11 protein-coding genes are annotated in these 19155 nt (G+C 69.5%); 4 read left to right on the top strand and 7 right to left on the bottom strand.

Going from position 1 to position 19155, the window contains the following annotated elements:
• Positions 1-191: 191 nt before the first annotated feature.
• Positions 192-4370, top strand: a complete 4179-nt coding sequence (locus NR798_RS40720) for a kelch repeat-containing protein (protein ID WP_375767979.1) — start codon at positions 192-194, stop codon at positions 4368-4370.
• Positions 4371-4433: 63 nt separating this feature from the next.
• Here the strand turns inward: NR798_RS40720 and aceA are convergent, their stop codons facing one another.
• Positions 4434-5720 (bottom strand): isocitrate lyase, encoded by a 1287-nt coding sequence (gene aceA / locus NR798_RS40715; RefSeq protein WP_375767978.1) that lies wholly within the window; start codon positions 5718-5720, stop codon positions 4434-4436.
• 29 nt (positions 5721-5749) lie between these two features.
• Positions 5750-7414: a malate synthase A gene (aceB, locus tag NR798_RS40710; RefSeq protein ID WP_375767977.1), complete on the bottom strand. Its 1665-nt coding sequence runs from the start codon at positions 7412-7414 to the stop codon at positions 5750-5752.
• 251 nt (positions 7415-7665) lie between these two features.
• Between aceB and NR798_RS40705 the strand changes: the two genes are divergently transcribed.
• The gene (locus NR798_RS40705; RefSeq protein WP_375767976.1) at positions 7666-8031 is read left to right on the top strand and encodes a PspC domain-containing protein; all 366 of its coding nucleotides are present in this window, start codon (positions 7666-7668) and stop codon (positions 8029-8031) included.
• A gap of 165 nt (positions 8032-8196) precedes the next feature.
• Entirely contained in the window at positions 8197-8760 is a 564-nt protein-coding gene (locus NR798_RS40700; RefSeq protein ID WP_375767975.1) for a Uma2 family endonuclease, read from the top strand.
• A gap of 1 nt (position 8761) precedes the next feature.
• Here the strand turns inward: NR798_RS40700 and NR798_RS40695 are convergent, their stop codons facing one another.
• Together NR798_RS40695 and NR798_RS40690 are read right to left on the bottom strand one after the other, a co-directional pair.
• Positions 8762-9184, bottom strand: a complete 423-nt coding sequence (locus NR798_RS40695) for an MOSC domain-containing protein (RefSeq protein WP_375767974.1) — start codon at positions 9182-9184, stop codon at positions 8762-8764.
• Positions 9185-9284: 100 nt separating this feature from the next.
• Positions 9285-10577 (bottom strand): DUF418 domain-containing protein, encoded by a 1293-nt coding sequence (locus NR798_RS40690; RefSeq protein ID WP_375767973.1) that lies wholly within the window; start codon positions 10575-10577, stop codon positions 9285-9287.
• Positions 10578-10726: 149 nt separating this feature from the next.
• On the opposite strand from NR798_RS40690, the gene fumC reads away from it, so the two are divergent.
• Positions 10727-12124, top strand: a complete 1398-nt coding sequence (gene fumC / locus NR798_RS40685) for a class II fumarate hydratase (RefSeq protein WP_375767972.1) — start codon at positions 10727-10729, stop codon at positions 12122-12124.
• A 27-nt stretch (positions 12125-12151) separates the two neighbouring features.
• Here the strand turns inward: fumC and NR798_RS40680 are convergent, their stop codons facing one another.
• From NR798_RS40680 to NR798_RS40670, 3 genes are all read right to left on the bottom strand, one after another.
• Positions 12152-15121 carry an ATP-binding protein gene (locus NR798_RS40680; protein WP_375767971.1) on the bottom strand — a complete coding sequence of 990 codons (2970 nt, stop codon included), beginning with the start codon at positions 15119-15121 and terminating at the stop codon, positions 12152-12154.
• Positions 15122-15352: 231 nt separating this feature from the next.
• Positions 15353-16723 (bottom strand): hypothetical protein, encoded by a 1371-nt coding sequence (locus NR798_RS40675; protein WP_375767970.1) that lies wholly within the window; start codon positions 16721-16723, stop codon positions 15353-15355.
• 198 nt (positions 16724-16921) lie between these two features.
• The gene (locus NR798_RS40670) at positions 16922-19117 is read right to left on the bottom strand and encodes a glucuronyl hydrolase (protein WP_375767969.1); all 2196 of its coding nucleotides are present in this window, start codon (positions 19115-19117) and stop codon (positions 16922-16924) included.
• Positions 19118-19155: the final 38 nt, after the last annotated feature.

Raw genomic sequence — 19155 nt, 5'->3', positions numbered from 1 at the left:
TGCTTCTTGCCTTGGCGTGGCGGCCTCACCCGTTGGTTGGAGCCACCTGGATGCGCATGGAATCATCGGCCTTGCGCCGGTTCACGTTGTTGGGATGTCTGGCATTGGCGTGCGGCCCGTCGGCGCGGACTTCAGAGGAAGAGACGCGGCCGAAGGAATGGCGAGCGGCCATCACCTCGGAGCAGGAGGTCGTGGCCCGTCTCCCCGAGGGAGCGCCGTTGCCCGAGCTGTCCACCTCGGCGGGGGCTGGAGGGCCGGCCGCTCCGCCCTGGGAGTCCGCACCGCTCCGGGAGGCGGAGTTCCCGGCCCCGAGCCTCTTCCCCATGGCCGCCCCCACGGCCGCGGCCTCTCCCGGTGCCGTCGAGCTGTCGGCCAACGTCCTGCGCGGGACGGCGCGCATCACCAACAAGAACCCTGAAATCCTGGCACTGCTGAAGAGCGACCCCTGGCACAACAGCTACAGCGCCAGTGCCCAGAGCTACGCTCCGGGGGGCTACTCGTCCACGGCGTACACCGCCGAGGACACGAGCCCGCTGGGCTTCTCCTTCGAGATGCTGGTGGAGGCCGGCGCGGGGGGCGAGGCGGGAGTCTCCTACTCCGTCAACGCCTCCCGGGGGACGATTGGCTTCCCCACCCAGTACGCGACGGTGAAGCCGCGCTCCCTCCAGCCGGAGCCCACGGTGGTGTCCCTGGAGGCGTGCACCGGCGTGGTCCAGTTCGAGTTCGGCACGGACGAGACGTGCGAGGAGCGCTCGCCCATCTTCCTGGGGGCCTCCCTGCCCATCTCCGTGTTCGAGACCGGGCCCCAGCGGTACACGGGGTACGTGCGGGATGGCTCCAGCTGGAAGGGTCAAATCCTCTACTACGTGCGGGGGACGGATTCGCGCGGCGGCCCCGTCAACATCGTGGTCCGCAGGGAGCTGGAGTGGAGCGTGGGCTGTGATCAGGTGGCGCGCCTCTGCGTTCCCGTGGAGCCCGGGGTGGCGGCGAAGGATGGGGACTTCACGGGGCCCTGGCAGATCTCCGGCGAGCCGGCCTTCGGGGGCGAGATCAACGGCTCCCACTCCATCTGGCCTCTCGGCCGGAGGGACTGGGTACCCCAGGACCTGCCCGAGGCGGACCCGGGGACGTGGTGGAAGCTGCCACGGGCCAGTGAGGGCCTCTGGAACTTTTCGAGCGCGGCCTGGCTGCGCGGGGGGCGCGAGCTCACGTTGTTGAACGTGCCCTACGTCTACTCCTACCCCGTGGTCCCGGATGCGGTCACGCCGCTGACGAAGGAGGTGGACGGGGAGCTTCGTCACGCCTACGTGATGCGGCCTTCCTATTTCTATGGCTCGGTGCGCCTGGCCAACCCCTCCGTGGCGGAGCAGCCGGAGCGCTTCAACACCTTGCAGACGCTGCACTTCAACGCGGACTTCGACAGCAATGGAGATGGCTGGCCGGACAACCCCGGGGGGTACAACACCTACGTGGGCGCCGCGAGCAGCGGGAGCGGGCGCTCGTACACCAGCTTCCCGGGCCATTTCGACCCCACCACCGGCGAGCTGAGCTCCACCTACGAGCAGGTGCTGGTGAGCCCCTTCGACGAGCCGCGCTGGTGGTCCCAGGAGGGGCTGGCGCTGTCCTTCTGGTCCGAGCGCACCCTGCACTTCCAGACGCGGCCGGGCCAGTATGATCCGGAGCGCTACCGCTATGGCCAGCAGGGCAACACCCATCGCCATGGCAACGGCCTGCTCATGGCCCCCGAGCAGCGCCACCGGGTGGACCACGAGTATTGCTACAACGAGGTGTCGCTGTATTACGCGGCCAGCCTCGGGCGCCTCTTCAACCCCCGGGTGGACATCTCGGGCGGCTTCGAGGGCGAGGACTGGAGGGGACGTCCCGCGTCCTACAACTCGGGAGGCTGGTTCTACGGCACCCCGGCCATCCTGGGCGGGGACTGGGTGACGGATGGGCGCGCCATGGCGCAGCCAGGAGGAACCGTCGCCTTCACCCTGCCGCAGGGCGCTTTCTCCCTCACGCCCAGCGCCACCCTGGTCGGTGACAGCGGCTCCATCAGCGTCGCCAACTTCCAGCCCGTCCAGCTCACGCTGGGGTGTGGCCAGGACGTGAAGATCGTCCCGCCGCTGGCGGTGGCCCTCACCGCGCCTCCGGGCTGCGCCAGCGCGTCCACGCTCCCCGTCTCCGGCGTGGTGAAGAGCGGCGCGGCCGTCGTGGACCGCGTCTGGTACCAGCTCAACGGCGGACCCGAGGTCACCCTCTGCACGGACTGTGGAAGGGAGCCGTCCTTCTCCTTCACCGTCCCGCTCGTGGCCTGCAACAACGACATCCAGGTCTTCGCCTTCACCGAGGGGATGGAGAAGCCCGCGGGCAGCTCGATTCAAATCGTCTGGGATGACCCGGCGGATGGGCCGAGCTGCGGTGCCTCCACCTGCGTCAACCGTCCCCCGGAGACCCGCTGTACCGACATCACCGTGCGCACCGGGGAGTCCTGCGAGGGGTGCGGCTCGGTGGATGATGGCTCGCATGATCCGGACAAGGGGGACACGCTGTCGTGTGTGCAGACCCCGGACTGCCCCTACAGCGTGGGCACCCAGCGCGTGCGTCTGACCTGCACCGACTCGCGGGGCCTGTCCTCCTGGTGCGAGGCCAACGTCACCGTGAAGGACGAGGTGGCCCCGGTCATCACCTGCCCCGGGGAGGTGCCCGAGCTGGTGTGCAGGGAGGGGGGAGCGCCGGTGAGCTACGAGACGTCCGCCCAGGACAACTGCGGCGCCGTCACGACGACGTGCTACCCGGGCTCCGGAGCCACCTTCCCGCCCGGCACCACGCAGGCCCAGTGCACGGCCATCGACACCTCCGGCAACCAGGCCCGCTGCTTCTTCCCCGTCACCGTGGTGGATGACGAGCCGCCCACCCTCGAGTGCCCCGCCTCCATCACCGCGGAGTGCAACGGGCGCGGGCTCGCCACGCTCCCCGAGCCTCCCCTGGTGGCCCAGGACTCCTGCCAGCCTCCCCTCATCGAGGGGCCCCGCTCCTTCCCGGTGGGCAGCACCACCGAGGTGACGTACACGGCGGCGGACACCGCGGGCCACCAGGTGTCCTGCACCACCCGCGTGACGGCGGTGGACACGCAGGCGCCCACCCTCACCCTCCAGGGCTCCTCCGTGCACGCGCTGGCCTGCGGGCAGCCCTTCGTCGAGCCGGGCTACGTGGCCAGGGACGCCTGCCATGGCAGCCTCACCTCGCAGGTGGACGTCTCCGGAAGCGTGGACTCCTGGGTGCCAGGCACCTACTCCCTGTCCTACGAGGTGGAGGACCCCCTCGGCCACCGCGCCAGCGCCACCCGGCAGGTGCAGGTGAAGCCACGCGCGGTGGACGGCCTCCAGGCCACCTGGACGGACGCGGGCCACCTCCTCCCGCACCGCCTGCTGCATACCGCCACCCGGCTGGCGGATGGGCGGGTGCTCGTCACCGGCGGCTTCATCGCCTCGGCGGAGGTGTATGACCCGGCCACGAATGGGTGGAGCCAGACGGGTAGCCCGAGCACCACCCGCCGCTCCCACACCGCGACGCTCCTGACGGACGGGCGGGTGCTGGTGACGGGGGGCGCGAGCGGAGAGCGGGACGCCTCGGCCGAGGTGTATGACCCGGCCACGCGGACCTGGAGCGCCACCGGTTCCATGCAGGCGGCCCGGAGCGAGCACACCGCGACGCCGTTGGCGGACGGACGGGTGCTGGTGGTGGGCGGAGGGAGCGCGCTGGCCGAGCTCTATGATCCGGCCCTGGGCACCTTCCGGGCCACCGGGAGCCTGGCCGTGGCACGAGTCCAGCACACCGCCACCCTGTTGCCCGATGGGCGCGTCCTGGTGACGGGAGGACTCTCCCCCAGTGGTGTGCCACTGGCCTCGGCCGAGGTGTATGACGTGGCCACGGGCACCTGGAGCATCGCGGGGACGATGACGGCGGCCCGCCGCCAGCACACCGCCCTGCTGCTGAAGGACGGGCGCGTGCTGCTGGCCGGTGGCGCACAAGGCCCGGCGGCCAGCTCGGCCGAGGTGTATGACGTGGCCACGGGCACCTTCTCCGCCACGGGGGCCATGGCCTCGCCCCGCCGCATGCATGGGGCGGCCTTGTTGCCCTCCGGCTTCGTCCTCGTCCTGGGAGGCTATGACGACCTGACGGGCATCAGCTCCTCGGCCGAGCTGTACGAGCCGTGCGGCGGCACCTGGGTGCCCACGACGTCCATGAGCGTGAGCCGCTACCAGCCGGCCGTCGTGCAACTCGCGGATGGCCAGGTGCTCGTGCTGGGCGGCTTCAGCACGGGAGCCCAGAACTCCGTGGAGCGCTACCACCTGCCGGTGCCGTAACGCTCCTGGCCCCTCCTCCCAGACCCGCGCGGTGCGGATTGGGAGGAGCCCGGCCGGGGCCACTCAGAACTGGTGGGTCTCGGTGGAGTCGTTGAGGGCGAGGGTGCTGGAGCAGCCGCCGGAGATGACCTCGGCGACCTTGTCGAAGTAGCCGGTGCCGACTTCGCGCTGGTGGCGGGTGGCGGTGTAGCCATCCTTCTCGGAGGCGAACTCCTTCTGCTGCATCTCCGAGTACGCCGCCATGCCGCGGTCCTTGTAGGTCCGGGCCAGCTCGTACATCGAGTAGTTGAGGGCGTGGAAGCCGGCGAGGGTGACGAACTGGAACTTGTAGCCCATGGCGCCCAGCTCGCGCTGGAACTTCGCGATGGTCTTGTCGTCCAGGTTCTTCTTCCAGTTGAAGGAGGGCGAGCAGTTGTAGGCCAGGAGCTTGTTGGGGAACTTCTTGCGGATGCCCTCGGCGAACTTCTTGGCCTGGTCGAGGTCCGGGGTGCTGGTCTCGCACCAGATGAGGTCCGCGTAGGGCGCGTAGGCCAGGCCGCGGGCGATGGCGCACTCCAGGCCGCCCTTGAGGCGGTAGAAGCCCTCGGCGGAGCGGCCCGCCTTGCGGTCGATGAAGGCGTGGTCGTACTCGTCCGCGTCGCTCATGAGCAGCTTGGCGCTGTCGGCGTCCGTGCGGGCCACGAGCAGGGTGGGCACGCCCATGACATCGGCGGCCAGGCGCGCGGCCGTCAGCGTGCGGATGAAGTTGTTGGTGGGCACCAGCACCTTGCCGCCCATGTGGCCGCACTTCTTCTCGCTGGCGAGCTGGTCCTCGAAGTGCACGCCCGCGGCGCCCGCTTCAATCATCGACTTCATCAGCTCGTAGGCGTTGAGCGGTCCGCCGAAGCCGGCCTCCGCGTCCGCCATGATGGGGGCGAACCAGTAGCGGTCGCGCTTGCCCTCGGCGAAGTCAATCTGATCCGCGCGGCGCAGGGCGGAGTTGATGCGGCGCACCACGTTGGGGACGCTGTCCACCGGGTAGAGGCTCTGGTCCGGGTACATCTGCCCGGCGGTGTTGGCGTCGGCGGCGACCTGCCAGCCGGAGAGGTAAATGGCCTCGAGGCCCGCGCGCACCATCTGCACGGCCTGGTTGCCGGTGAGGGCGCCGAGCGCGTGCACATAGTCCTTGGTGTTCAGCAGCTCCCACAGCCGCTTGGAGCCCATCTCCGCCAGTGTGTAGCTGATGCGGATGGAGCCGCGCAGCTTCTCCACGTCCGCCTGCGAGTAGTTACGGGTGATGCCCTCGAAGCGCTGAGCGTGGAGCTTGGCGTGGGGCGAGGCGTCATTCGTGGTCGTCACGGCGTCGTACATGTTCTGGCTCCTCGAACGAGAGATATGAATCAAGGCTTGGAAGAGAAAGGGTCGTGCGACACGAGTGCTTCGTAGGCGGGCAGGGTGAGGAAGTCCTCGAACCGCGGTGCGGTGGAGAGCTTCTCGAAGAGCTCGCGCGCCTCTTTCATGCGGTCGGCGCCGTAGCGCTCGTTGGCGCCCTCGGCTTCGACCTTCTTCATCTCCTCGGCGAGCACCTGGCGGAAGCGCTCCACGGTGACGGGTTTGCCATCGGACAGCGGCACGCGGTGGTGGATCCACTGCCACACCTGGGCGCGTGAGATTTCGGCGGTGGCCGCGTCCTCCATGAGGTTGTAGAGCGGCACGCAGCCCAGGCCCCCGAGCCAGGCGGCCATGTACTGCACGCCCACGCGGATGTTGTGGCGCAGGCCCTCCTCGGTGCGCGTGCCCTCGGGCATGGCGATGAGGTCCGCCTCGGAGATGCGCACGTCGGGGCGCTGCCGGGTGATTTGATTGGGCCCGGGCATGTGCTGGTCGAAGAGGGCGCGGGCCACCGGCACGAGTCCCGGGTGGGCCACCCAGGTGCCGTCGTGGCCGTCGCGCACCTCGCGCTCCTTGTCCGCGCGCACCTTGGCCATCACCGCCTCGTTGGCGGCCGGGTCTCCCTTGATGGGGATGAAGGCCGCCATGCCGCCCATGGCGTGCACGTTGCGGCGGTGGCACACCTGGATGAGCCGCAGCGAGTAGTTGTGCAGGAAGGCCTTGTCCATCGTCACCTGCCCGCGGTCGGGCAGGACGAACTGGGGGTCCGCCTGCAGCTTCTTGATGAAGCTGAAGATGTAGTCCCAGCGGCCGCAGTTGAGCCCCGCCGAGTGCTCGCGCAGCTCGTAGAGGATTTCATCCATCTCGAAGGCGGCCGGCAGCGTCTCGATGAGGACGGTGGCCTTGATGGAGCCGCGGGCGATGCCCAGCTCGCTCTGGGCCAGGTGGAACACGTCGTTCCACAGCCGGGCCTCCAGGTGGCTCTCCATCTTGGGCAGGTAGAAGTAGGGGCCGCTGCCCTTCTCCAACAGGGCGCGCGCGTTGTGGAAGAAGTAGAGGCCGAAGTCGAAGAGCGAGGCGGACACCGGCTTGCCGTCCACCTCCAGGTGGCGCTCCAGCAGGTGCCAGCCGCGGGGGCGGGCCAGGAGCACGGCCGTCTTCTCGTGGAGCGCGTAGTGCTTGCCGTTGTCGGCGGTGTAGCTGATGGTGCCGCGCACAGCGTCCCGCAGGTTGAGCTGCCCGCGCACCACGTTGTCCCAGGTGGGGCTGTTGGCGTCCTCGAAGTCCGCCATGAAGACGTTGGCCCCCGAGTTGAGCGCGTTGATGATCATCTTCCGGTCCACCGGACCGGTGATCTCCACCCGCCGGTCGAGCAGATCCTTCGGCAGGGGGGCGACCGTCCATTCCGATTCCCGGATGTCCTTCGTCTCGGGGAGGAAGTGGGGACGCTCGCCCTTGTCGTAGGCGGCCTGCACGGCCTTGCGCCGCTCCAGCAGGGACTCGCGCCGGGTCCCGAAGGTGCGCGCCAGCCTGGCCACGAACTCCAGGGCCTCGGGGGTGAGGATGGCCGCGTAATCCGCATGCCAGGCCCCCCGGAGGGCAACCCCTTGTCCTGGGGTCCCATGCCCTTCGGTACGTTGCGGCGAGGAGGAGGAGGGGACGGCCGCGTCCATGCGAAGCTCCTTGACGGGGTGCGTTGTAAAAGCCCCTAACGGGCTCCAATCTGTGTCCGTCCCGAGGAAGTGTGAAGTCCTCGCCCTCAAAAGTCGACAGCTTTGTAAGGGTGTCAACAGAGCCGGGATTAAATTTGTAAATTGACCGACCTGAAAAATGGCGGGGGAGCAGGCCGATGCAATGGGCCGGGACATGGCGCGTAGGGAGGAGTGAGGCCGGTGAGGCAAGGGCCTCCACGAGGAGCGGAGCCATGGAAGAGACGAAGCAGTGCGTGGCGTGCAGGATGGACATCCGGGCGGATGCCACGAAGTGCCCGCACTGCCGGGAGCGGCAGACGGGGGCGGAGCCGATGCACCGGGGAGGGCCGGGGCGAGTGGTTGCGGGGGTTTGCACGGCGCTGGCGAGGCTGCTGGGCCTGGACGTGGCGCTGGTGCGGGTGGCCTTCGTGCTGGCGCTGGTGGTGACGGGCGGGACGGCGCTGGGGTTCTACCTGCTGCTGTGGATGCTCACGCCTCCGTCGGTGCTGGGGCGGGCGCCGGTGCAGCGGGTGGTGGGGTGGGTGGGGCGCGTGGCGGGCACACCCGTGGAGGAGCCCCGGATGGAGCGCCGGGTCTGAGGTACCCCCTCTCCCTCTGGGAGAGGGCGGGGGTGAGGGTCCCCCCTGCCCGTGTCACGACCCGATGTCAGAGGTCAGGTTCATTCTGGGCGCATGAGCCAGGAACCGGGTGGGGAGAGGGGAGTGTGGCTTGCGGCCGCCGGGGTGGAACTGCATCCTTTGGGTATGAGCGGCGAGCGGTCGCACCGGGATGCGCTGTACGCGGAGCTGGAGAAGCTCCCATCCAACGTCGTAGGTGAGATTGTCGGGGGCGAGCTGTACGCGAGCCCGAGGCCCGCATTGCCGCACACGCGGGCGGCGTCGCGGCTCGGAGGGGAGCTCGCGGGCCCCTTCGACCGGGGGCGGGGCGGGCCCGGAGGCTGGGTCATCCTGGACGAGCCGGAGCTGCACCTGGGAGAAGACGTGCTGGTGCCCGACCTGGCGGGCTGGCGCCGCGAGCGGATGCCGGAGATACCGCCCACGGTAGGCCTCTTGCTGGCTCCGGACTGGACTTGCGAGGTGCTCTCTCCCTCCACGGCCATGCTCGACCGGACGCGGAAGATGGCGGTGTATGCGCGCGAGGGCGTGAAGCACTTCTGGCTCGTGGACCCCGTGCTGAGGACGCTGGAGGTCTACCGGCTGGAGAATGGCCGTTGGTCACTGTTGGGCACACATGCCGGCGCGGTGACGGTGAATGCCGAGCCCTTCGAGGCGCTGGCCCTGGAGCTGGGCGCGCTCTGGGAGCGCTGACTCAGGGCAGCTTGGGACGGATGGGGCGGGGCGCGTCCGGGTTGACGTCGAGCAGGCGCACGCCGTCTCCCTCATGCACCGTGCCTCCGCGCAGCACCCTGGCCAGCTGACCTCGCTGGCCCCAGGACTCCTTGAGCAGGCCCGGGCGGAGACGCTCGAGCTTCGAGCAGGGGACGCAGGGCTCGGTCAACTCCACCACCACCTCGGTGCCCAGCGCCAGGCGCTGGCCCGGTGGCAGGGACTCCAGCGGCAGCCCGGCGATGACCACGTTCTCCTTCAGCTCGCCCGCGCCGAGCCGCAGCGAGACATGGGAGGCCTCGTCCAGCAGCAGGAGCTGCCGCTTGCCGTTCGGCTTCTTCTTCCCATGGCGGTCCCCCACGAAGCCCCTGCCCTCGAGGGCCTGGGCCTCGGGGACACGCTTCATGGGGGTTCCCCGCTCCTGGGCGAGCAGCAATGCGCGGATGGTACCGGTAGGCGTCTCCACTTCCTCCATCCTGCGTGGGGCCTCGTGCCGCCGCAAGGCGTCAGCTCGACGCCGGCTCCACGGCCCTCCTGGGCAGCAGGCGCATGGGCTGCGCCCGGCCGTAGGTGAGTGAGCGCCACAGCCACTCGGCCGGGCCGAAACGGAAGCGCGACAACCACGCATGGCTGAAGGGCACCTGGAGCGCGAAGACGGCCAACGAGAGCGCCACGCAGCGCGACGGCGGCAGCTTGCCGATGAGGCCCAGTCCCCAGCCGTCATAGATGCAGAGGCTCACCACGCTTTGCAGCAGGTAGTTGGTGAGCGCCATGCGGCCCACCGGGGCCAGCACCTGCATCACCCTGCGCCACCGCTCGCGCTGGAAGAGCAGGGCGAAGCCGGCCACGTACACCGCGGCCAGGCCGAAGTAGCCCAGCTCCTGGATGGCGGACACGGCGAACATCCAGGAGTCCTTCGCCGGGTCCACCAGTCCCGCGAGGCGCAGGCGAGACACCACCAGCCCCGTGCCGTTGCCCAGCACGCCCAGCACCAGCCCCCAGACGAGCAGCCGGCGGTGCGTGGGGCGGTGGCGCTCCACGTCCTGCAGCAGCAGGTGCCGCCCCGCGAGCAGGCCCAACAGGAAGCGGCCCAGGATGACGCTCATCCACAGCAGCCGTTTCACCTGCGGGAGCATGTACGGGATGTAGCGCGCGTTCGCCTCCTGGGTCGTCCAGAAGGAGGTGCTGGAGAGCCCCGCCAGCAACCGTGCCCGGACCTCGGCGTCATGGGCCTCGCTTGCCTTGGCCGCCTCGGCCGCCGCCTGCGCGCCGTGCAGCAGGATGGGGCCGAAGTGCTGGATCGCGGGCACCAGCAGCGGCAGCCCCACCATCAGCACCACCACCCACGCGAGCACCGTCCGGTCCGAGCGCTGGTGGAAGAGCAGCAGCGCGAAGCCCAGCACCGCGTACGTGGAGAGGACGTCACCCACCCAGATCGCGAACATGTGCGTCAGGCCGATGCCCAGCAACACCAGCAACCGCCGCGAGTACACCGGGACGACGGAGACTCCCCGGGCCTCGGCGCGTGAGAGCTGGATGGAGAAGCCCAGCCCGAAGAGGAAGGCGAAGAGGCTGACGAACTTCTGGTTCACGAAGAAGTTGTAGAGGGCACTGACGGTGGTTTCGAGCGGAGGGGCCGACAGCGCCTGGGCCTGGGCGCGCGGCAGGAGGATGCGGCCGCTGAACCACACGAAGGTGTTGGAGACGAAGACGCCGCACAGCGCGAAGCCTCGCAGCACGTCCAGCAGGGTCACCCGCTCGGAGACGTCCACCGGGCGGGCGTGGGTGGGTTCGGACATGCCTCCAGCAGATGCCCGCATGGCCCTCCCGCGTCAATGCACCGCCAGTGACGAAGAGGGTGTCAGCGAGTGTCCACTTCCAGGATCCCGCGGGGGCGGGGAGGCCGGGCCCGTGTTATCGCACCGGCTCCTGTCGAGGAGGCAGCCACGTGAGCAACCAGAACGTCCGCATCGAGAAGGACACGTTCGGTCCCATCGAGGTCCCCGCCGATCGCCTGTGGGGCGCGCAGACGCAGCGCAGCCGGCACAACTTCGCCATCTCCACCGAGCGTATGCCGCCGGCCCTCATCCGCGCCCTGGTGCTGGTGAAGAAGGCCGCGGCGCTCGTCAACATGGAGAACGGCACCCTGCCCCGGGAGAAGGGCGAGGCCATCGTGAAGGCCGCCAACGAGGTGCTCGACGGCCAGCATGACGAGGAGTTCCCGCTGCTGGTGTGGCAGACGGGCAGCGGCACCCAGACGAACATGAACGTCAACGAGGTGCTGGCCAACCGCGCCTCGGAGCTGCTGGGCGGCGAGCGCGGCGAGGGGCGCGAGGTGCACCCCAACGACGACGTCAACAAGGGGCAGAGCTCCAACGACGTCTTCCCCACCGCCATGAGCGTGGCCGCGGCCGAGGCCGTGGTGCGCAACGTCCTGCCCGAGCTGCACGCGCTGCGCGACGCGCTCACGGAGCGCTCGGAGAAGTTCCGCGACATCGTGAAGATTGGCCGCACGCACCTGCAGGACGCCACGCCGCTGACGCTGGGCCAGGAGTTCAGCGGCTACGTGGCGCAGCTCGAGCATGCGCGCAAGCACCTCGAGCTGTCCCTGCCGCACCTCTTCGAGCTGGCGCTCGGCGGCACCGCGGTGGGCACGGGCCTCAACGCCCCCAAGGGCTTCGCCGAGCGCGTGGCCCAGGAACTCGCCCGCCTCACGGGCCACCCCTTCGTCACCGCGCCCAACAAGTTCGAGGCGCTCGCGGCCAATGACGCGCTGGTGCACGCCCATGGCGCGCTCAAGGGGCTGGCGGCCTCGCTCTTCAAGATCGCCAACGACGTGCGCTGGCTGGCGTCGGGGCCTCGCTCGGGCATCGGGGAGATCACCATTCCCGAGAACGAGCCGGGCAGCTCCATCATGCCGGGCAAGGTGAACCCCACCCAATCCGAGGCGCTCACCATGTTGTGCGCGCAGGTGATGGGCAACGACGTGGCCATCTCCCTGGGCGGCGCCTCCGGCAACTTCGAGCTGAACGTCTTCAAGCCGCTGCTCATCCACAACTTCCTGCAGAGCTGCCGGCTGCTGGCGGACGGCATGCGCAGCTTCCGGCTCCACGCCGCGGTGGGCATCGAGCCGAACCTGGGGCGCCTGAAGGAGAACCTGGAGCGCTCGCTGATGCTCGTCACCGCGCTCAACCCGCACATCGGCTACGACAACGCGGCGAAGATCGCCAAGAAGGCGCACAAGGAGGGCAAGACGCTCAAGGAGGCCGCGGTGGAACTGGGCCTGCTCACCCCCGAGCAGTTCGACCAGTGGGTGCGCCCGGAGAAGATGACCGGCAACCTGTAGGGCCGCGCCTCCGTCACCCGGCCCGCGTCACCCGCCCAGGGGAAGCTCGACCGTGAAGGTGGCACCCCCGCCCGGGGTGTCCCCCACGGCGATGCGCCCACCGTGCGCCTCGACGATCTGCCGGGTAATCCAGAGGCCGAGCCCCAGGCCGCCGAACTGACGCGCCGGGACCGCGCGCTCGAACTTCTCGAAGATGCGCACCCGGTCCTCGGCGGCGATGCCCATGCCGTGGTCCACCACGGTGATGCATCCCACGCCGCCGGTCCGCTCCACGCGCACCTCGACGGGCCTGCCCTGGCCGTACCGGGCCGCGTTCTGGAGGAGATTCGTCACCACCTGCGCGAGGCGCACCCGGTCGAACTGGCCTGGCAGGCTCTCGCGGGTGTCCAGCTGGATGGAGATGCCGGCGCGCTCCAGCTCCGCTTCCAACCGGGAGACGATCTCCACCACCGTCGAGGACAGCTCGACGTTCTCGAGGTGCAGCATCAGCCGTCCGGAGGAGAGCTGGGAGACGTCGAGCAGCGTCTCCACCAGGGAGTGCAGCCGCTTCACCTGGCGCCCCGCGGAGAGCAGCCGGTCCCGGACCCGGAGCCGCGCGTCGGGAGGAAGGTCGCGCTCCAACAACTCCAGGCTCAGGCCGAACGCGGCGAGCGGCGTCTTGAGCTCGTGGCTGGCGACCGAGAGGAAGTCATCGCGTACCTGCACCGCCTCGCGCAGCTGCCCGGTGACGGCTTCCTGGTGCGCGAGCTCCCGCCGCATCCTCGCCAGCTCCAGGTTGGAGCGCACGCGGGCCACCAGCTCCCGCGCGTTGAAGGGCTTCACCAGGTAGTCGTCAGCCCCCGCGTCCAGCCCCTCGACGGAGGCCTCTTCCCCGGCCCGGGCGGACAGCATCACGACCGGAATGGCGCGGGTCCGCTCGTCCTTCCGGAGCGCCTCGAGCAGTCCGAAGCCGTTCAACCGGGGCATCATCACGTCCGTGAGCACCAGGTCGGGAGGGCGGGCCCGCGCCGCCTCCAGCGCCGCCTGCCCATCGGGGACCGCCTCGACCTCGAAGGTGGCGGACAGCACCCGGCCCACGTACTCCCGCATGTCGGTGTTGTCGTCCGCCAGCAGCACGCGGCCGATGGGTGCACGTGCCCCCCGTGTCTCTCCCACCGGGGGCACGGCTTCCTCCACGCAGGGAGGAGCGGACGTCCACAACTCCGCCTCGGCGATGAACGGATTCACTCCGAGGCAGGTGGAGGCGAGCGCACGCGTTGCCTGGATCCGCTCCGCGGGGAGATGCTCCTTCCCGAGCGGCACGGACACCGTGAAGCGCGTGCCCTGGCCCACCGTGCTCGTCACCTGCACCTCGCCGCGGTGGATCTTCGTCAGCTCCTGCACGAGCGCGAGGCCGATGCCGGTCCCCTCATGCGTCCGGCCCTGGGCGCCCTTCACCCGATGGAAGCGCGCGAAGAGCTGGGGAAGCTCCTCCGCCGGGATGCCGGTGCCGGTGTCGGTCACCTCGAGGACCGCGTGTCCTCCGCTCTCCCGGAGACGCAGCGTGATGCCTCCGCGCAGGGTGAACTTGAACGCATTGGAGAGGAGATTGAGGACGATCTTCTCCCACATGTCCCGGTCCACGTAGCTGGGCTGGCCCAGGGGCGGGCACTCCACCGTGAAGGTGAGCCCGGCCCGCTCCACGGACGAGCGGAAGCTGCTCGCGAGATCCCGGGTGAGGAGGGCGAGGTCCGTCGGCTCGAAGCTCGCCTCGACCCGGTCGGCCTCCAGCCGCGAGAAGTCGAGCAGGGTGTTGACCAGCCGCAGCAGCCGGCCCGCGTTGCGATGCACCACCGCGAGCTCCTGGCGTTCGGCCTCGCCCAACCCGCGTGACACGAGGAGATCCTCGAGCGGGCCGAGCATCAGCGTGAGCGGAGTGCGGAACTCGTGGCTGACGTTGCTGAAGAAGGCCGTCTTGGCTCTGTCCAGCTCCGCGAGCTCCTCGGCGCGCTTGCGCTCCTCCTGGTAGGCATGCGCGTTGGTGAGTGCCGCCGAGACCGCGCCCGCCAGCATCTCGTAGAGCACGCGGTACACGTCATCCAGGGGCAGGCGGGTGCTGACCCCGGCGAGGAGCACCCCGATGGGCCGCGCGATTCCGGAGATGGTCAACGGGAGCACCAGGGCCGACTTCAGGGGCTCCTCGTACGGCCCGCACCGTACCGGACCGAATCTCTCGCTCACGTCCTTCACGTGCACGACGCGGCCCGACTCCACCACCTGCGCGAGGGGCCACCCCTGGGACGTCTCCTGGCTCAGGTCCACGTCGGTGGGGCTGGCGGGGCCCCCGGGCGAGAGGCCCGTGCTCTGCGCCAGGCGCGCCCGTGTCCCTCCGTCCTCGAGGAGGTAGAGCAGCACGAACGGCAGATCCAGCTCGTTGTCGGCGAGCGTCTTGATCGCCAGCACACAGGCTTCGTCCACGGTGTGCGCCTTGCCCGCACGCGCCGCGACGTCTCGCAGCAGCCGCACGCGGCGCTCGCTCAACATCTTCGCGGTTGTCTCCGTGACGGGGTGGAACAGGCCGCCCACGCCCCCCGATTCATCCCGGATGGGGCTGAAGGAGAAGGTGAAGAAGGTCTCCTCGAGGTAGCCGTTGCGGTCCAGGAACATCCGCTGGTTCTCGAGGAACGACGTCTCGCCGGCCAGGGCCCGCTCGAAGGCCGGGCCGACCGCTGGCCATGCGGAGGCCCAGCACTCCCGGAAGTCCTGGCCCATGGAGTGCGGGTGCTTCTCGCCACAGATGAGGCGGTAGCCGTCGTTGTAGAGCTGGGTGTGCTGAGGACCCCAGGCGATGGAGATGGGGAAGTTGGACGCGAGGCACAGGCTCACCGTCGTCCGCAGACTCTGCGGCCAGGAGTCGATGGGCCCGAGCGGCGTCCTGGACCAGTCGATGGCTCGGATGTCCTGCGCCATCCTCCCGCCACCGGCGAGCCACCCTGGACCCTCCGCGCGCTGCGTCATGGTGCCCGTTCCCCTTGAAGGTGTGCCGCGGGGGTTTTTTCGTGACTCCTCCCCGGGCATTCAAGGGCCCACTCACTGGCACGGTGGGGTCGTGGGTTTCAATCCTTGAGTAGCCAACACCTCCGAGGCTGCTCATGCTTCCGCCTGTAGCGCAGTGGATGCGTGCCGAGGCAGCCGCACGGTGACGGTGGTGGCTGCCTCGGCGGATGATTCCAGCGACACGGTGCCGTGCTACGGCCCCCGGAGGACGGTGAGGCCCCGGTCGGTGAGCACGAGCAGCATGCTCGGCGTCACGGTGGGCTCGTAGACGAGCTGCAGGACGCGTTGACCGGACACCTGCTGCACCTGGGTCAGCGTCGTGCCGTCCGGCTCCAGCCGCCAGAGGCCCGCGCCATCCGTGCCGATGTAGAGCGCGCCATCGTCCGTCGCCTTGAGCGAGAGGATGCGATTCGTCGGCAGCCCGGCGAGCCTCGACCAGTTCCCCGCGGAGCGGGACTTCGGGGTCATCGCCCAGACGCCGAACTCCGCGCTGCCCAGGTAGTAGCGGCCCGAAGCGGTCTGCTCGAAGGCGCGCCAGAAGTCATCGGTCGCCTGGCCGTTGAGCGCTTCGTTGAAGCCCTTGAACCGCCAGGGCGTGGGGCCCGCCCAGGTCTGCTCGCGGTCCCACTCCTCGAGCTTCGCACTGGGGATGAGGACGCCGAGCATCTGCTCGTTCGCCACGAGGACGTCTCCGTTCGGCGCGATGCCGAGCCCGTGCATCGGCGGGCACTGGAGCGACTCGTCCTTCGAGCCGTCCGGGTTGGTGGTGATGAGGTACCAGCCCGGGTGACGGTGGCTGTTGTACGTGAGCCCCTGGATACGGGTCACCCCGTGGTTCGTCGTGATGTAGAGGTCGCCGCGATACGGGCCGCGCGTCACGCGGGCGCAGTTGAAGACGCTGCGATCCTCCTCGTAGTGGAAGTCATTCGTGTTGTGGATGCCGATCTGCTTGCCCCGGTTCGACGAGCCGGTGGTGCGCCAGATGTGCTCCTCGAGCGCGACGCTCCCATCCGCCTGGAGGCGGACCGCATCGAGGTCTCCCTTCTGGTACTCGGCGTAGCGCTCGGGGGTGTAGTTCGGCTCGCCCGGTCCGGGGATGTACGTGCGCTGCGAGATGCCCTCCGCCCGCCGCATCTCGCGAGCACGGTATCCCACGTACGCGCGCCCGGCCTCGCCGCCGCAGATGACCGTCGAGCCGACCGCGAGCGACTCCGAACCGAACGGCTCGCGCGCCTGGCCCACGCCCGTGGTCCACCTGGGAGCCGGGTCTCCCGGACGCATCACGCCGATGCGGTTGCCGTCGAGCAGCCAGAGGTTCAGCCCTTCATCGAGCCCGACGCTCTGGGGCGTGCCAACGCCGAACGAGCGCGTGTAGTCGAGCACCGCGTCCACCGGCCACGGCCCCGCCTCCGGTGGCTCGCCGGTATCGGGCGGAGTCCCCTCATCCGGTGGCCCTCCCGTATCGGGCGGCGTCCCCGGGTCCTCCCCCGGCGTGGAGCCCGGGGGCGTGCCGTCCTCCACGGGAGGAACGGGAGGTGGGTCCGGGGGAACTTCGTTTCCCACCGAGGGACCGGGCTCCTGGCTCACCGGCGGATCGACTGTCCGGGTCCGGTCATCACAACCGCCCGCCAGCAATGAAAGGACCGCGAGACCTGCTCCCACCGTGCCTGTGCGAATGCCCATCCGTTCCTCCGTCCACGGTGGTTTCTTCGCAAGACCCGGGCCGACGGCTCTCGCGGTCCCCGGTGCCTACCGGCGTGCCTACCGGCGCCGGCGGCGCTGGCCCGCCCTCAGCAACGTCAGCAGCAGGGTGGCGGCCGCGAACGGGGTGCCCGACGCCGCGGCGCAGCCCAGCAAGCCGTCGTTGGACTCCGGCTCGTCGATGGGGGCAATCCGCTCCGGAGAGTCCGGCACGGGCTCGTCCGGGACGTCGGGCGCCGCGGGAGCGCTCTCGGCCCTGACGGTGTGTCCGCGCACCCGGAAATCGGCCTCGCTCACGCTGCTCTTGAGCGCCACTTTGCCGAGGTCATCGGTGGGAGGCGCGTCGGAGCGGAAGGCGAAGCGGTCGGCCAGGAGCACCTCGGTGCCTCCGGGAGGTGTCACCCAGACGCTGTACGTCTTCGCGCCGAGGTCCGTCCGCATGCGCACGTGGTAGGTGGCATTGGCTTGGTAGGGCACGCTGGCGAGCGCGGCATACTCCCCGCCCCGGCGCACGTCGAAGAAGCCGGTGTTGTTCATGCGGATGGCCATGGCCAAGCTGGAGTAGCCGGTGACGGTGGTGGACGTGTCCGCGTAGCCGATGACGCCATCGATGGGTTTGGCGAGCGGCGTCACATCGAACTCGGTCACCCGCAGCCCGGTGTTGCCCGTCCCCAGGTCATGCACGCTCCCGGTGAAGCTGAGCGACGAGAGCCATTCGGCCACGCCGCCCTCGGGCCTCACGCTGTGGTTGCGGACCCGGAACTCGTAGTCGAAGTGGCCGCTCTTGAGCACCACCTTGCCGAGGTCATCGGTGGCAGGCGCGTCGGAGCGGAAGGCGAAGCGGTCGGCCAGGAGCACCTCGGTGCCTCCGGGCGGCGTCACCCAGACGCTGTACGTCCTCGCGTTCAGGTCCGCCCGCATGCGCACGTGGTACGTGGTATTCGCCTCGTAGGGCACGCTGGCGAGCGCGGCGTAGTCAGCGCCCCGGCGCACGTCGAAGAAGCCGCTCGGGTTCATGCGGAGGCTCATGGGCAGGCCGGCGTAGGTGGTGACGTTGGTGGAGGTGTCCGCGTAGCCGACGACGGCGTCGATGAACTTGCTGAGCGGCGTCACGTCGAACTCGACCACCCGCACCCCGGTGTTGCCCGTTCCCAGGTCATGCACGCTCCCGGGGAAGCCGAGCGTCGACAGCCAGCCGCCCGCGTTCAACAGCTTGAAGCGGTTCACCGCCTCGACGAAGTAGTAGTCCGAGTAGATGAGGCTCTTGTCGATGTCCTCCCCGCTCGGCTTGATGGCCGTCTTGTAGAAGGCGACACCGTGCTGGAGGATGCCCGGGAAGTCGCTGGTGGCGGGGGTGAGGTAGGCCGGCGAGCTGAGGGTGTCGAGCATGGCCAGGGCCGCGTTGCGGTAGCGCTGGGCCACGGCCGGGTCGCTGACGTACAGGCTCAGCTCCTGGAGCGCCGAGGCGACGACGGCGGCGGCCGAGGAGTCCTTCTGCTGCTGGTCCGCTGGCGCGTTGAAGTCCCAGTTGGGGATGGAGTCCGCGGGCAGCCGGGCCAGGTAGTACTCGGCGGTGCGCTGGGCGCCCTGCAGCATGCGCGCGTCCCGCGTGTACCGGTACGCCATGGTGAAGCCGTAGATGGCCCAGGCCTGTCCGCGGGCCCAGGTGGAGCTGTTGGAGTAGCCCTGGAACGTGCCTCGGGAGAGGATGGTGCCCGAGGTGCTGTAGTCCACCACGTGGAAGGTGCCGCCGTCGGCGCGCACCATGTCGTTCAGGGTCCTCAGGGCATGGCGGAGCGCCATGTCGTTCCAGGCGGTATTGCCGCCGTTCCGGGCGCCCCAGAAGAGCAGCTCCAGGTCCATCATCGTGTCCGTGACGGTGGGCACATGCCAGACGCCGTCATTCCAATCGCAGCAGTCGATGACGCCCACCGTGGCGTTGAAGCGCCGGGCCATCGAGGCCGCGGCCGTCAGCATCGGCTGCCGGTAGGAGTCATCTCCCGTCAGCCGGTACGCCTGGCCGAAGCTCGTCATGAACTTGAAGCCCAGGTCATGGGTGATTTGACGGATGTCGGGGTTGCTCTTCTGGATCTCCAGGCTGCGCGTCCAGGCGTCCGCCTTGAGGCGCCAGAAGAAATCCCGCCCCGGCTCGTACATGAGCCAGAGCTGGCCCGGGAAGAAGCCCTGGACCCAGTCGATGTTGGCGGTGTTGGAGACGAGCCTCCAAGGACCGTTGGTGGTGGCCTTGGGATACATGTTCGTCGGAATCGCGGGGTTGGTGGCCGAGGCCCTCA

It is taken from the genome of Archangium gephyra (genome assembly GCF_042230915.1).
Classification (GTDB): Bacteria; Myxococcota; Myxococcia; order Myxococcales; family Myxococcaceae; genus Archangium; species Archangium gephyra_B.
This window is presented reverse-complemented; position numbering and strand designations above follow the sequence as displayed.

Excerpts from the sequence above, each read along its gene's own strand:
- NR798_RS40670 (WP_375767969.1), bottom strand. The coding sequence starts at position 19,117 with ATGTATCCCAAGGCCACCACCAACGGTCCTTGGAGGCTCGTCTCCAAC.
- NR798_RS40680 (WP_375767971.1), bottom strand. The coding sequence starts at position 15,121 with ATGACGCAGCGCGCGGAGGGTCCAGGGTGGCTCGCCGGTGGCGGGAGG.
- NR798_RS40700 (WP_375767975.1), top strand. The coding sequence starts at position 8,197 with ATGAGCGGCGAGCGGTCGCACCGGGATGCGCTGTACGCGGAGCTGGAG.
- aceB (WP_375767977.1), bottom strand. The coding sequence starts at position 7,414 with ATGGACGCGGCCGTCCCCTCCTCCTCCTCGCCGCAACGTACCGAAGGG.
- NR798_RS40695 (WP_375767974.1), bottom strand. The coding sequence starts at position 9,184 with ATGAAGCGTGTCCCCGAGGCCCAGGCCCTCGAGGGCAGGGGCTTCGTG.
- NR798_RS40690 (WP_375767973.1), bottom strand. The coding sequence starts at position 10,577 with ATGTCCGAACCCACCCACGCCCGCCCGGTGGACGTCTCCGAGCGGGTG.
- aceA (WP_375767978.1), bottom strand. The coding sequence starts at position 5,720 with ATGTACGACGCCGTGACGACCACGAATGACGCCTCGCCCCACGCCAAG.
- NR798_RS40705 (WP_375767976.1), top strand. The coding sequence starts at position 7,666 with ATGGAAGAGACGAAGCAGTGCGTGGCGTGCAGGATGGACATCCGGGCG.